General features: G+C 39.7%; 13 protein-coding genes. All 13 read right to left on the bottom strand.

Going from position 1 to position 15150, the window contains the following annotated elements; genetic code table 11:
- Positions 1 to 208 precede the first annotated feature (208 nt).
- The 13 genes from C564_RS34495 to nuoL all read right to left on the bottom strand — a co-directional run bounded on the left by C564_RS34495 (position 209) and on the right by nuoL (position 15134).
- Positions 209 to 343 carry a hypothetical protein gene (locus C564_RS34495; protein WP_042511388.1) on the bottom strand — a complete coding sequence of 45 codons (135 nt, stop codon included), beginning with the start codon at positions 341 to 343 and terminating at the stop codon, positions 209 to 211.
- Positions 344 to 484: 141 nt separating this feature from the next.
- Entirely contained in the window at positions 485 to 1498 is a 1014-nt protein-coding gene (locus C564_RS0107930; protein ID WP_018764944.1) for a M23 family metallopeptidase, read from the bottom strand.
- A 162-nt stretch (positions 1499 to 1660) separates the two neighbouring features.
- The gene (locus C564_RS0107925; protein WP_018764943.1) at positions 1661 to 2368 is read right to left on the bottom strand and encodes an ABC transporter permease; all 708 of its coding nucleotides are present in this window, start codon (positions 2366 to 2368) and stop codon (positions 1661 to 1663) included.
- Positions 2368 to 3210 (bottom strand): ABC transporter ATP-binding protein, encoded by an 843-nt coding sequence (locus C564_RS0107920; RefSeq protein ID WP_018764942.1) that lies wholly within the window; start codon positions 3208 to 3210, stop codon positions 2368 to 2370. The genes C564_RS0107925 and C564_RS0107920 overlap by 1 nt, the downstream gene beginning before the upstream one ends.
- A gap of 188 nt (positions 3211 to 3398) precedes the next feature.
- Entirely contained in the window at positions 3399 to 4406 is a 1008-nt protein-coding gene (locus C564_RS0107915; RefSeq protein WP_018764941.1) for a LytTR family transcriptional regulator DNA-binding domain-containing protein, read from the bottom strand.
- A gap of 125 nt (positions 4407 to 4531) precedes the next feature.
- Positions 4532 to 6148, bottom strand: coding sequence for a long-chain fatty acid--CoA ligase (locus tag C564_RS0107910; RefSeq protein WP_018764940.1), 1617 nt, complete (start codon positions 6146 to 6148; stop codon positions 4532 to 4534).
- A 241-nt stretch (positions 6149 to 6389) separates the two neighbouring features.
- Positions 6390 to 7403 carry a stage II sporulation protein D gene (gene spoIID, locus C564_RS0107905; RefSeq protein ID WP_018764939.1) on the bottom strand — a complete coding sequence of 338 codons (1014 nt, stop codon included), beginning with the start codon at positions 7401 to 7403 and terminating at the stop codon, positions 6390 to 6392.
- Positions 7404 to 7651: 248 nt separating this feature from the next.
- On the bottom strand, positions 7652 to 8956 hold the full coding sequence (gene murA / locus C564_RS0107900) for a UDP-N-acetylglucosamine 1-carboxyvinyltransferase (protein WP_003209210.1): 1305 nt from the start codon (positions 8954 to 8956) through the stop codon (positions 7652 to 7654).
- A gap of 35 nt (positions 8957 to 8991) precedes the next feature.
- Complete coding sequence (locus C564_RS0107895) at positions 8992 to 9699, bottom strand: YwmB family TATA-box binding protein (protein WP_018764938.1); 708 nt, start codon at positions 9697 to 9699, stop codon at positions 8992 to 8994.
- A 52-nt stretch (positions 9700 to 9751) separates the two neighbouring features.
- Positions 9752 to 9988: a DUF1146 family protein gene (locus C564_RS0107890; RefSeq protein ID WP_003202077.1), complete on the bottom strand. Its 237-nt coding sequence runs from the start codon at positions 9986 to 9988 to the stop codon at positions 9752 to 9754.
- Positions 9989 to 10250: 262 nt separating this feature from the next.
- A complete protein-coding gene (nuoN, locus tag C564_RS0107885) occupies positions 10251 to 11765 on the bottom strand; it encodes an NADH-quinone oxidoreductase subunit NuoN (RefSeq protein ID WP_026008496.1) in 1515 nt (504 codons plus the stop codon).
- A gap of 7 nt (positions 11766 to 11772) precedes the next feature.
- Entirely contained in the window at positions 11773 to 13275 is a 1503-nt protein-coding gene (locus C564_RS0107880) for an NADH-quinone oxidoreductase subunit M (protein ID WP_018764936.1), read from the bottom strand.
- Positions 13272 to 15134 carry an NADH-quinone oxidoreductase subunit L gene (gene nuoL / locus C564_RS0107875; protein ID WP_018764935.1) on the bottom strand — a complete coding sequence of 621 codons (1863 nt, stop codon included), beginning with the start codon at positions 15132 to 15134 and terminating at the stop codon, positions 13272 to 13274. The genes C564_RS0107880 and nuoL overlap by 4 nt, the downstream gene beginning before the upstream one ends.
- Between the last annotated feature and the right edge of the window lie 16 nt (positions 15135 to 15150).

Raw genomic sequence — 15150 nt, 5'->3', positions numbered from 1 at the left:
CCCACGATTTCTCACCTCAAACACTCTCTTTGCATTGGTTTATATCATTGTATTGCCCGCACTACTGATATATGCTACAAGTTCGGTATTTTTACGGACTAAGTTAAGAAAAATTACAAATTCGTGTGAGAAATACGTTAACAATGACAATTTTCACTTGATGGATTGCCCTACAAAAACCAAAGAATGACGCCTCTTGTCAAAGGCGTCATTCTTCATGATCACATTCTTCTTCTAATAATTGATGGTGGGGAACTTCTTTCTTACTGGCAATGTAATAATATAAAGTAAATAAAATAAACAACAAAATAAGGGCAATCGACAGAACAAATACAAATGACAGAGTAATCCCCTCCTTTTCTTAATATATATTCGAGAATTCCGTCAAATTTCCTTGTTATTGCTATTTCCCTCTCGAAATGAATCATTTTTATATAAAAATAAAAAAATCAACCCCCTAGTGAGAGCTGATTTTTTCGTTTTATTATTCTTGTGTAGAAGAAGAATCGCTAGATGATTCCGTAGAACCATTTGTTGATTTTTCTTCTTTTTTACCTTTTTCGTCAGCAGAACCGCTTGTTGATTTCTCTTCTTTTTTACCTTTTTCATCAGCAGAACCGCTTGTTGATTTCTCTTCTTTTTTACCTTTTTCATCAGCAGAACCGCTTGTTGATTTCTCTTCTTTTTTACCTTTTTCATCAGCAGAACCGCTTGTTGATTTCTCTTCTTTTTTACCTTTTTCATCAGCAGAACCGCTTGTTGATTTCTCTTCTTTTTTACCTTTTTCATCAGCAGAACCATTTGTTTCTTTTGCTGCTCCTGCTTCTGCTTTTACGTCTGTCGCAAGTTTGTTAAGGTAACGCTCTGGATTGACAGCTACATTATCTTTACGAACTTCAAAGTGTACATGAGAACCTGCTTCCTTATTCATTGCACTTAGACCGGATTTTCCTAATACTTCACCTTGTGCAACTTTTGCACCTTTTTCTACTTTTACACTGCCTAAGCTTTGATAAGATGTTGCAAGACCATTTCCGTTATCCACTGTTACGACATAACCGAGAAGCGAATCTTTTTCAGCTTTTGTTACTGTACCACTTAAAGCAGCTGTAACATCGAATTCTTTTCCATTTTTCGCAGCAACATCGATTCCTTTATTAGGAGAATATGTGTTGTTATAAAAGACAAGTGCTTGTTCTTGCTCCTCTTCTGCTGCTCCATCTTCATAAAACTTCTTCTTCACAACAACATCTACATTCTTTGCAGCTGGCATTTTCACAACTTCCGAAGACTTTGTTACTGGTACTACTGGATTTTCCGTTTGACCATACGGCGCACTTTGCTCTTTATTAGGCGCTTTCTTTGGATTAGCTGCCTGGAACCATAGAGCAACCGTCAAGATTACCGCTGCACATGCAATATAGATTGCCGGAAATACCCACCGTTTTTGAAATAAATGAACTACCTTTTGCGACTTTTTATTATTCCTTCCTCGCATTCTATCATCACCTCAGCAATCATTTTGAACAATATTCATTCATCCTATACAACCTATAACTAATTACTTTTCGACAAAATCTGTAAAAATATGTATAGGAATTGCGAAATTTCCGAGGAAATGATAGAAAAAAGAAAAAACTGAGCGGATTGGCTCAGTTTTTTAGTCTAGTTGTTTCTTTTTGTAGACGAAGAGGCAAACAATAATTGAAATGACTAACCAAATAGAGACATTGATTAGATCTGCAGCAATTGCAGAGAAGCCTTTCCCTTCCACAACACTTACGAACGCTTCAAAAATATGATTAGTCGGTAAATACGATAGTATGTTTTTCAAAATGTCATTTTTTATAACATTACTTAAAATTGGAGTCATGAGTAAGACCATTGCAACCGGTGATGCAATAACAGAAACTTGCACTAAATTTTTAGCTAAAAGAGCGATAATTGTCCCAAATATGATGAACACTAATGTTCCTAATAACATTAACAGAAACATGAACAACATATTCCCTTGTAAAACATCTAGTATAAATAAATTAAGAAAACTTATAGCAAACGTTAAAACAATGATTGGTAGTGCTTTTCCAATAATGATTTCAAATGGAGAAGCAGGAGATAGCATAAGCACTCGTAACGTATGTTTCTCCTTCTCTTCCGCAATAAGAGTTGCCTGTGAGATTGTTGTAACCATACATAATATCATGACGATTACAAAGCCTCCCATAAACTCCTTCCCTTGTCCCATTTGCTTATAAAACAATGCCAATCCAAGTGGTAAAATCGCCATTAATAATATTTGTGCGTTATTCTTCAAATCCTGCATCTCTTTCCGTAAAATCGCCGATACACGTCTCATTGAAAATGTCATTATAATCCCCTCCCAGTTACTTCAATAAAGATATCTCCTAGTGTTGGCTCATAAGAATGAATCGATAATAATTCACCATTTTTCATCCACTCAGAAATACGTTTTGCGCCTAATTCGTCTTTTTTCACTGTTTCTTTTTTCTTATCCTTTAGCACGACTTCGATTTTGTCTTTCGCGTATTGAAGTCTTAAATTTTCTGGTGTATCAAGTGCTACAATTTCCCCTCCACATAAGAAAGCAATGCGGTCACAAAGCGTTTCTGCTTCATCCATATTGTGCGTCGTTAAGAAAATCGTTGTTCCTTCTCTATTTAGGTCCTTTAAGATGTTATGAATGTTTTGGACGTTGACTGGATCAAGTGCTGATGTTGGTTCATCTAAGAAGAGAATATCCGGCTTATGCAGAATTGCTCGTGCTAGCGTAACGCGCTGCTTCATCCCTTTTGATAATTTTTTGACTGGTATTTTTTTATCTTCTAATAAATTCACTTGGGATAGTACTTCATCAATTCTTTCTTTAGGACAATCGTATAAGTCGCAAAATAATAGTAAGTTATCATAAATGCTAAGTCTTTCATATAGACCACTGTTATCTGTTAAAATACCAATTCGTTTGTAATCGATGCTGTTTGGACCTGTAATATCTTTTCCTAATACTTTCACTTTTCCAACACTGTGAAGCAATTGGGAAGTTAAAATTTTCACTGTTGTTGTTTTCCCTGATCCACTTGGTCCTAGAAACCCGAAGATTTCTCCTTGCTTTACTTCAATACTTACATTTCGAAGTGCTGTTTTTTCATTAAAGGTTTTCATTACATCCTTCATTTCAATTGCCAATGTCATTTTGTCATCCCCTTTGTTTTTCTTCTATAGATAATTTCGCTTCAGCGACTCGTTTGCCGCCTCGGCTTGTTGTGTTCGCTGTTCTTGGCTCAATCATATGAAAAACAAAGGGGTTACGCAGTAAAATACCGGTAAAAGGAGTCTTTTTACCGGTGAATGAATCCTATTTTCCGCTTACTGGAGCATCATTATAGTCCAATGACACCTTTTAATTCATCCATTCGACCTTTAGAAAGTGGAATAGAGCTTTTTCGTTCATCATCCAAGATTAAGCTAAAGCTATTACGAGTCCAAGTAATCACTTCTCGTACGCGCTGTAAGTTAACAAGATAAGAGCGGTGACATCGAAAGAATCCAAAACCTTTTAATCTTTCTTCTAACTCACTTAATGTTAACGCACATACAAAGTCCCCTTCGCGAACATGAATATGCGTTGTTCCATTTTGCGTTTCAATAAAATGAATTTCCATCGGATCAAGCAAAATGATTTTATCGTTCACTTTTGCTGGGATTCTTTCGAGCTTCATTTGCGGAATCATTTGAACGATATTTTCTTGATCTATCTCTTCCTCTTCTTCCTGTTCGATTTCTACTTTTTTAACGCCATCTGGATTTAATACATACACATCTTCTGTTAAAGAAAGTGCATCCGATAAAAAGGATGATGTAATAAAGATGGCCTTCCCTTGTTCTTTCATCTTCATAATTGCTTTTCGAATGATAATTGTACTCTCTATATCTACATTTTGCTCTGGCTCTTCAAAAATAATTAAATCCGGATTATGAATCATGACCCGCCCAATGTGAAGACGGCGTTTTTCAGAAAATGATAGCTTTTCAATTTTGACGTTCATTTTATCTAGTAAACCAACATACTGGACAACTTCTTCTATGCTAATATTCGAGTCATACAATCCGGATAAAAAGGCGAAGTATTCTTTTACTTTTAAGCGGTTATATGCCTCATCTTTTAAAAAACAAAAACCAATGCGCGAGTAGACTTGCTTTTGAATCGGTTCCCCGTCAAATAAAACACTTCCAGCCGATGCCTCTTCTTCACCGATTATAATGCGGTGTAAAATCTTCGCCGTATGATTGTTACATTGCAGCACAACACATTGCCCTTTTTCAATTTCAAGCTGAATCGCCTGCAACTGGTTCGTCTTACCCAATTGTTTTAACTCCAATAACGCCATGTTTTCTCCTCCAGATGAGTTTTTATCTCATTATACCAAACAGTTAATGGAAGATTATGATATTTATCTCAAAAATAAAAAGGAGCTAAATTAGCTCCTTTTTGATTGATTTTAGCATACAACTATTACTGCTGCTTCACCATATAACTTTTCAGCTGATCACGAAGTGCCCTTTTCAGGAATTTCCCGACAGATGTTTTTGGAATCTCTTCCACGAATAAAATGTCATCCGGCATCCACCATTTCGGGAACTGGTCTTCTAATAATGCATAAAGCTCCTCTTGTTCTACTGTTTGTCCTTCTTTTAAGACAACGCAGGCAACAGGGCGTTCTTGCCATTTTTCATGTGGCACGGCAACGACAGATGCCTCTAGTACTTTGTCATGTGCCATTAAAGCGTTCTCTAAATCAACGGAGGAAATCCATTCACCGCCGCTTTTAATTAAATCTTTCGTACGGTCAGCAATTTTAATAAACCCTTCTGGATCAACAGTTACAATATCTCCTGTATGTAACCAGCCATCCTGCATGGAATCTGCTGTACGTTCATCGTTATAATAACTACCCGCAATCCAAGGTCCGCGCAGGCAAAGCTCTCCCATTTCTTCACCATCCCATTTGATCTCCCCTTCTTGACCAATTACCTTCATTTCAAGGCCTGGGAATAAGTAACCTTGGCGGGAGCGTAGTTCATAATATTCTTCTTTCGGTAAATCGCGCTGATATGACTTTGGACAGTTAATTACAACAGCTGGGCTTGTTTCTGTCATTCCATATATTTGCCTAAAAGCAATTCCATATTTCTCCTCATATGTGCGAATCATGCTTCCTGGTGCTGCTGATCCACCTGACCATATCGTACGAATACTACTAATATCATACGGATATTTTTCAAGCTCTTGCAGTAACCCAATCCAAATTGTTGGTACACCAGCAGTAATTGTCACTTTCTCACGCTCAATAAGCTGAGCTAATATTTCCGGTGTAAAGTGTGGTCCTGGTAAGACGAGCTTTGTGCCGAACCATGTACCTGCAAACGGAAGCCCCCATGCGTTTACATGGAACATCGGAACGACAGGCATACAAGTGTCTACTTCTGATAGATTCCCGCCGTCCACAAGGCCGAGCGTATAACTATGGAGTGCAATACTACGGTGTGTATACACAACGCCTTTCGGTTTTCCTGTCGTTGCGGAAGTATAGCACATACCCGCAGGTTCTTTTTCATCTAAGTCTGTTATGAATGGGAATGTTTCGTCGCCTTCTTCGAGTAGTTTGTCGTAATGATATACTGGTGATAGTGTTGTGTGAGGTAGTTCGTGATCATCTGTCATAATAATAAATGCTTTTACATGAGGAATTTCGTGTTGAATACTTTCTAATACAGGAACCATATCTTCATCAACGAGAATGATTTTATCTTCAGCATGGTTAATGATGTAAGAAATATGCTCTGCGGAGAGCCGTAAGTTAATCGTATGTAACACCGCCCCAATTCCTGGAATTGCAAAATATGCTTCCAAATGGCGGTGATGGTTCCAAGCGATTGTTCCAACTTTGTCCCCTCTATCAATCCCCATTTTATTTAGTACACTAGCAAGCCGTCTTGTCCGCTTCGCAATCTCTCCGTATGTTAATGTTTGAATACGCGATGCAGTGCGCGAAACAACTTCCTTTTTTGAAAAATATTTCTCCGCTCGTTCCATCATTGCTGGAATGAGCAGTGGTACATTCATCATCATATTTCATGCCCCCTGTTATTATTTTATATATATACACACAACTGTATTATAACACGACGAAACGAGACAAAAGCCGTTAACATTTCTTTCGTTTTCTACAAATAATGACAAAAGGAGCTCATTGGGATGAGCTCCTTTGTTGTCAAATAACCACTAAGTTTTGTCGAACGGTTGATATATTCCAAAAAGCGCCGATATATTTTCAAACGAGCGGCACCCAACTGTCAGTAACCCTTAAGCATCAGTTCTTCGCCATTAACTTTCCTTCATACTCGTTTAGCGTTTTAATTTCGATACCTTTATAGTAATGAGCAACAATATCCGTATATTCTTTTCCTTCTTTCGCCATTCCATTGGCACCATACTGGCTCATGCCAACGCCATGGCCGAAACCTTTCGTTGTGACGACAATGCTCTTTCCTTGTTGTTGCCATGTAAAGTCAGAGGAGCGTAATCCCAGCTTTGTTCTTACTTCTTTCCCTGTTAACGTTTTTCCTTGAAACTCTACATCCTTCACCCGTTTTCCTTCTGTACGGTCTTTAATATTACCGACTTTTCCATTTGCAAGCACCTTTACGCCAAGACGCTTTTGAAAATCATCTACAGTAAAAGTTTGCTCACTCGCAAATTTTGGAGAAGCTTGATCCCATGGACTGTCTACGCTTTTTAAATATGGTAAGTCGCTCCCCCAGTAGTCTGCAGCATTTTCTGTATAACCGTTACTTGTTGAGAAGAAGGACGCCGTAATGGGACTACCATCATAGGTTAAAACTTGTCCGGCTGTTTTAGACACAGCTTCTTCAATCTTCTTCAAATTTTTCTCATAATCTTTGCCCCATGTCTTCTTTAGCTCTTCTTTACTGTTGTACACTTGATCATTAACCGTATCTGTCACATCCGCATTGTTTTTCTTACTTCCGCCTAGCATACGCTGTACAATAAATGTTCTCGCTGCCAATGCCTGTGCTTTTAATGCCTCCATTTCAAAGCTAGCATTCATCTCAGAAGCTACTACACCTGTAACATACTCTTCCATCGGCATCGTTTCTACCTTCTTTTGTGCATTACGATACACAGTAACTTGGACAGCAGTATTTACCTTTTTAGGAGCTGGCACACTTTGCATGGCTGGAGGATGTTCGGGCGGCTGACTTACTTTCGCTTTCGTAAACGGAATAACAAGTACGGTCGGTACAATAATGACGAGCGCCACTAAGAGCGCCATTGTAATGAAAAGTGGCTTTGAAATTTTCATCTTTTTCCCCCGCTATGAAATTAGACTCATTTCATTCTTATGGAACGTGGCAAGCTTTTAGAACATATCGGGAGGAACTTCTGCAAAGGGAAAATATAAAGTACTGATATGACAGGATTCAATCTCAAAGGAAAGAATTTTCTAAATTTTTCAGGTGGACAGGCATAAAAAAGGAATTTGTTGACTATAACAATAATAGCCCAATAAAAATAGCCTCTATGTCAAAAAGACATAGAGACTACTCAAACTTAAGCGTGAAGGTCAGAAACTTGTTGCTTCGTCACTTCTTCTACTTTTTCATTTACACGTTCAATTGTTGCACCTAATGCAGCTAGTTTCTCATGGAAGTTTACATATCCACGATCAAGGTGTTTTAATTCTGTTACACGTGTGTAACCATCTGATACTAAACCAGCTAGAATTAATGCCGCTGCAGCACGTAAGTCAGTTGCTGCTACTTCTGCACCTTGTAAGTTGTTAGGTCCATTCATAATAACAGAACGGCCCTCAATTTTGATGTCTGCATTCATACGACGGAATTCTTCCACATGCATGAAGCGGTTTTCAAATACCGTTTCTGTAATCATGCTTGTTCCATCCGCATGTAATAACAATGCCATCATTTGTGATTGCATGTCTGTTGGGAAACCTGGATGAGGCATTGTTTTAATATCAACGGCTTTTAATTTACTTGGGCCGATAACACGTACGCCTTCGTTTTCCTCAATAACCTTAACACCCATTTCTTCCATTTTCGCTGTGATAGAACGTAAATGTTCTGGTACAGCATTTTCAATTAAGATGTCTCCACCAGTAATTGCTGCTGCAACCATAAACGTTCCTGCTTCAATACGGTCAGGAATAATAGAATGGTGTGCACCATATAATTTATCAACGCCTTCGATACGAATCGTTCCAGTTCCAGCTCCGCGTACTTTTGCTCCCATTGCATTTAAGAAGTTAGCTAAGTCAACGATTTCTGGTTCTTTTGCTGCGTTTTCAAGTACTGTTGTCCCTTTTGCTAATGTAGCAGCAGACATAATGTTTTCTGTTGCACCTACGCTTGGGAAGTCTAAGTAAATTTTCGCGCCTTGTAATTGTCCATCTACATAAGCTTCAACAAAGCCATTACCAACTTTTACTTTCGCTCCCATTGCTTCGAAGCCTTTTAAATGTTGGTCAATTGGACGTGAACCAATTGCACATCCACCAGGAAGTGCAATACGAGCACGACCATTACGTGCTAATAGTGGTCCCATTACTTGAACGGACGCACGCATTTTACGTACATATTCAAATGGTGCTTCAATATTTAACTCCTTTGAAGCATCAATTGTTACTTGGTTATTTTCAAATACGACTTCAGCATTTAAATGACGTAATACCTCATTAATTGTGTATACATCAGACAAAACTGGTACTTCAGATAGTACATTCTTTCCGTCACTCGCTAATAGGGCTGCAGCGATTATAGGTAATACAGCATTTTTTGCGCCCTCAACACGCACTGTGCCATTCAACCGCTTTCCGCCACGGACGATGATTTTTTCCAATTTATTCCCCTCCGTGTCCTTTTTTCAATATCTATTCAATACTCAGAAGTTATGATCGGTGTGCCAACCACAATTGTATCTTTGCTGTCTGTAGAGCGTATTGCTATTTGCACATTGATTTTCTCTCTATTTGTTGAAAGAGCGTCATTCCACTTTTTATTATATGCGGAGACTGACACAAATGCTCTTTCTTCTATCTTCTCGATCGCTCTTGCTGAAAGATCTTTCAAAACCTGATTGGTTTTATTTTGCAAAACACCTTCAATCTTATCACTCAGTACACCTTGAACACAAGTGTAAATTGTAGGTTTTGTACTAAAAATTTTATCCATTTCCCGAATGTTTTTAGGGTCCCATTTTGACCCGCTTACTTCAAAGATAATGAAAGTGTTTTCTTTACTATTTTCCTTACTCCAAGTTACTACTATTCGTTCTTCATAAGAAGAAAATTTTTTGTATGCTGTTGCTTTATATCCATCATGAGATGTTTCCAATTCCCATTTTTGAATATCCGCTTTTTCTTTCACTTCATTTAACAATTTTTGAAACGTATGTATATTAGAAATGGTTTTGGTTTCTCGTGCTAACCATGACCACCGCTCTACCTCTGCTCCATTTTTTTCAAGAGCTGCGATCATACTCTCCATTTTCTCTTCGTCACTTACGGGCTTTATCTCTTTATACCCGACCAAGAATACGACAATACTTACGACAACAATAAGAATTGTTTTTAAGCTTTTCAAGTTTCATCCCCTCCTATCCCCATTGTTAACGGAGATATGAGGTTCTATACACTTACTTGACTAAATACGTTAAACTCTTCGAATACCCTAAATAATCAAGAAAAAAGTTGCTGACAGATGTCCCAATGGCAATCGTAACAAGAATGAGTAAAATCCTCGTCTGCAATACCTTTCCAGATTTCATCAGGCGTTCGATATGGATACCTTGTAAGGCCCACCACGTAATGGTAATAAACAATAAATGCGAAACAATCGCAATCAGTGCTTGTTGCCCTAAAAGTTGCGCCAAAAAAATCGACTCCTTTTGTTTGGCTTACCATCACCTAGGATGCAAAACGATCCCATATAAATGGAAACCACACTTTTTCCCGCCCAAACAGGCAGTATAAAGTATCCCTCCGAAAGAAGGGGCACTACCTATTAAAGTTTACTTTGTTCGAGCATCACATTCGTGAAGGATAAGGTCTCGCGCTAACGAAAGTTTCACTTTACCCCTCTCATTGCTCCACAATAAAAAGCGTAGAGCGATGACTCTACACTTTTTGTTTTCACTATTGTACCACGTTCCCTGTGAAGAAGAAATCTTTCATCAATGGAAAATATTCATAAAAGAAATTGTAGCCAATTGCCGGTAGAATTCCGAGTAATACAGTTGCAATTAAACAAAAACTAATGACGACTTTCAAATTGATCGGTAAGTGTACCAGATCTTCTTCACTACTCTTTCGAAAGAACATTTGCTGCAAAATACGGAAATAATATACAAACGAGATAACCGTTGTGCCCATCATGACTGATGCCAGCACGTAATGGGCTGAACTAGCAGTGAAGGCACTTAAGAAAATATTAACCTTTCCGATAAAACCAGCTGTTCCTGGAATTCCTGCCAAAGACAGAATGAAAATGGTCATCGCTGCAGAGGCAAACGGAGAGCGTTTGTATAAACCAGAGAAAATTGTGAAATTTTCCTTTCCGCTTTGTAAGATTAATCCGTGGATGACTGCAAAAGCTCCTATATTCATTAACAGGTATGCCAACATATAAAACCACATACTATCCATTGTAAATGGTGATAACGCTACAAGTGGAACGAGTAAATATCCAGCGTGCGCTATGCCAGAATAGGCGAATAGACGCTTTACGCTGTATTGCTTGAGTGCCACGACATTACCAATGATCATTGTAATAATAGCGAGCACGGCAATATATACGCTCATGTTAGCAAATACTGTTTGCTCACTTCCATGAACAGGTATAGCGCCGAATACCATAAGGAACAATCTTATCATCATAATAAAACCGGCGATTTTAGAAATTGTCCCAAGGAAAGTTGTAACAGGTGTCACGGCCCCTTCATATACGTCTGGTGCCCACATATGAAACGGCACCGTCGCAATTTTAAAGGACAGCCCAACAAACAGAAGCAAGAAAGCAAGCGATAACAAAAGTTGAATGCTGCCATCCACACCTTGCATGAGAACTTCCTGCATACCAATAATATTAGTAGCCCCCGTAATGCCGTATAAGTAACTCATTCCAAAGAGCGTAATAGCCGTCCCAATTCCGCCATTAATAACATATTTCATCGCCGCTTCATTCGAAGTGCGATTTGTCTTTCGAATCCCAACTAAAATGTACGAAGACAGTGATAACAACTCTAGGCCAATAAAGAGCGTAATAAAGTCGACGCTAGACGCCATAAACATCGCCCCGAGAACTGCCATTAAAAATAAATAATAGTATTCCCCTTTATCTTGAATCGGCTCTTTTTTATCATCGCTCATCGCCATACATAAAACGAGGATGGCTCCAATTAATAGTAACGTTTTAAACCCTTTTGAAAATCCATCTAGTACAAACGAACCACTTAAAATGTCTCCAGCCGGTTCACCATACAATGTAATTAATGCGATTAGCGATAGCACTGCCGCTCCAATCGCCCCAAGCCCTAAATACTTACGATCAAACTTTAGAAATAAGTCAAGAAGCGAGAGAAGGATGGCCGCTCCAAGAATGATGAACTCCGGTACCATTAAATGCCAAGATAAGCTAAGTAATGTATTCATATCCATCCTACCTCACCCCCAATATTTTTACTGTGTATTGCAGCGGCGTTCCTAACAGTTCTGGCATAATACCAATTGCAAGAATACAAGTGAGCAAGAGTACAATCGGAACGTATTCCCAGCCGCGGACATCCGGCCTCACTGCCAATTCCTTCTTTCCAAATGTCACTTGAAGCGTAGCCCTTAGGACATATACCGCTGTTAAAATGATTCCAAGCGCACCGATCGCCGCGAGCATTGGCTTCCCTTGAAATAGTCCGAGGAATGCAAGAAACTCACTAACAAACCCAGACATGCCCGGAAGGCCAAGCGAAGCCATGCTTCCTGCTAATAAGAAACCACTTAACACAGGAACTTGTTTTGCAAGGCCACCAAGCTTCGTAATGTCAGACGTGCCAAAACGCCCCTCAATCATGCCGAGCAAGCAAAATAGTAGCGCTGCAATTAAACCGTGAGATACGACTTGAAATAGCGCTCCCTTCATACCGGCTGCATTCAGTGCCCCAAGTCCCATTAAAACGATTCCCATATGCGAAATACTGGAATAAGCGAGTACCTTTCGAAAATCTGTTTGAATGATCGCTAGAAAAGCACCGTATAGCAAGTTGATTACCCCTAAAATCGCCAGTAGCATCGCAAAGTCTTGAAACTGCTCCGGGAATAGCCCCTTCCCAAAGCGAACGATGCCGTATGCTCCAATCTTGAGCAGAACACCCGCATGGAGCATCACCGCAGCAGGATGGGCCTCGACATGCACATTCACCATCCAGCGATGCAAAGGGAATACCGGTAGCTTAATAGCAAAGGCTATCATAAGTGCAATGAATAAACCGAGCTGCAATGAACTTGAAATATCGCCCAGAAGCGCCGTGTCCACCCCAGTCAAAATATCTTTTAAATCTGCAATATTTGTTGTACCCGTTTTTGCAAAGAGGATAGAGAAAACAATGAGTAAAATCGCTGATCCAATTCCGTTATAAATCAAATAACTATAGGCAGCTTTTTCACTGTTCAATTTCCCCCACTTTCCAATAAGCAAAAACATCGGTGGTAATGTAATTTCAAAGAAGACAAAGAATAGAAGTAGATTTTCTGCTGCAAAGACACCGAGCATCCCAATTTCAAGTGTTAATAAAAGCATGTAAAAACCTTTTATATTTTTTTGAATGGAAAAGGCAGTAATCGCCGCAAGTGTTGCTAAAAGCGCTGTGAGTATCATCATCACAAGCGAAAAGCCATCGATACCAAGCTCATAGTAAATAGAAAACAACTTTTCATCTACGCCCGGAAAATGTCCGAATTGAATCCATTTCACCCTTTCAGCAAACATCGTTAAGCTCTTTCCGGAAGCATATGTACTAGCCAAAACAATCGCGATGCCAAGCGGAAGAATTGTTCCGAACAAACCGAGGACTCGCACTGCACGCACTTCCGTTTTCGGTGTTAACGTAAGTAAGAGAATCCCTAGAAGCGGGGAGAAAATGAAGAATGATAATAATAATGTATTCATTGCCAATACCCCCCCGTATATAACAGAATGACAACTAATGTCGCCACGGAAACAGCCACTGCGGTTCCGTATACTTGTACGTTTCCGTTTTGAAGTTTAGAACCAACAATGCTTGCTCCTCTCACAATACCCCTGATTAACTGGGCGATTCCTTCCACAATATAGACCTCACATAAGTGAAGCACATAAGCGATTCCTTTTACGAGCGGGAGCACAGTCACACTATACAGTTCATCTACATAATATTTTTCCTTAAGGAGGCTATATAGGACTGTTTCTTTTCCGCCATCCCGATCTCTAGAAATAGATCGTTTCCCATAGATAAGATATGCCGCGAGAATGCCCGCAAACGAAACGAGTGTCGCAACAATCATAATCCACACCGGACCATGACTTTGCTCTACTTGGAACGGGACATTCTTTGTAAGCCAGTCCCCAAGAAACGTGCCAAACCAAGGCGTATTGATATACCCTGCCAAAACTGCAAGAATACCAAGGACAATCATCGGAAATGTCATGACGCGCGGAGATTCATGCACATCCTCTTCTTTCTTCGCCTCTCCTGTAAAAACGAGAAAGTATAACCGGAACATGTAAAACGCCGTTAAAAATGCTGCGAGAACCGCAAGGACAAACAAAACATAATTGCCGTGCATCCACGTCGCCGCCAAAATTTCATCCTTACTAAAAAAACCTGAGAAGAGCGGGACACCACTAATTGCTAGCGTGCCGATTAAGAAGAGTAGCCCCGTCACTTTCATTTTCTTCTGCAATCCGCCCATTTCATTAATGTTTTGCGTATGCACCGCATGAATGACGCTTCCTGCCGCTAAGAAAAGCAATGCTTTAAAGAAAGCATGTGTCGTTAAATGAAAGACTCCAGCAACGTATCCTGCCGAGCCAAGCGCGAGCATCATATAGCCGAGCTGGCTCACTGTTGAATACGCGAGGACTCTTTTTATATCCGTTTGTACGAGGCCAATGGACGCAGCAAAGATTGCAGTAAAGGCGCCAACAACCGCGACTGTTTGCATCGCTGCAGGACTTGCAGAGAATAGCGGAAACATCGTTGCCACTAAGTACACACCTGCTGCAACCATCGTTGCCGCGTGAATGAGCGCAGATACAGGCGTTGGCCCTTCCATCGCATCCGGTAGCCACGTATGAAGCGGAAACTGACCTGATTTCCCCATGGCACCAATAAAGATCAAGATTGCCGTGAGCGTTATCATAGTAGGTGATATGTCTCCCATTTTCATCGCTTTAAAGATTACTTCATATTCAAAGCTACCAGCCTGCCAGAAGAGTAAAATCATCCCGATAAATAAACCTACATCTCCAATACGCGTCATAATAAATGCTTTTTTCGCAGCAGCCTTCGCTTCCTCTTTAAAGAAATAGAAACCAATTAGTAAAAACGAGCCAAGTCCAACTAATTCCCAAAATATATAAAGCTGTAGTAAATTCGTCGAGATAACAAGCCCGAGCATCGCAAATGTAAAGAGCCCTAAATACGCATAAAATACGGGCAACCTCTCATCACCATGCATATACCCTTTTGAATACACATGTACAAGGAAGCTAACGAGTGTCACAATAAAAAGCATCAAAGCATTTAATGCGTTAATCTCAAAACCAAACGAAAGATCCACATCACCAATTCGGAGCCATACCCACTGATGCTTTACTGTTTCTGATGAAAACCGTTCTATTAATACAGTCGCCGCACCCACAAAGGAAAGAAATGTGAGAAAGATACCAAGTAAGCTGCTTCCTTCTCTCAATTTTTCCCCAAACATAACGAGCAAAAAAAACGAGGTAAGTGGGAAAAGCGGTATGAGCCATGCATAATCCATCATTGTTTCCTTCCCCCTT

Origin of the sequence: Bacillus sp. 105MF (assembly GCF_000374885.1) — a bacterium.
GTDB classification, from domain to species: Bacteria; Bacillota; Bacilli; order Bacillales; family Bacillaceae_G; genus Bacillus_A; species Bacillus_A pseudomycoides.
Note: the sequence above shows the minus strand (reverse complement) of the source record. Positions and strands in the feature narration are given on the sequence as shown.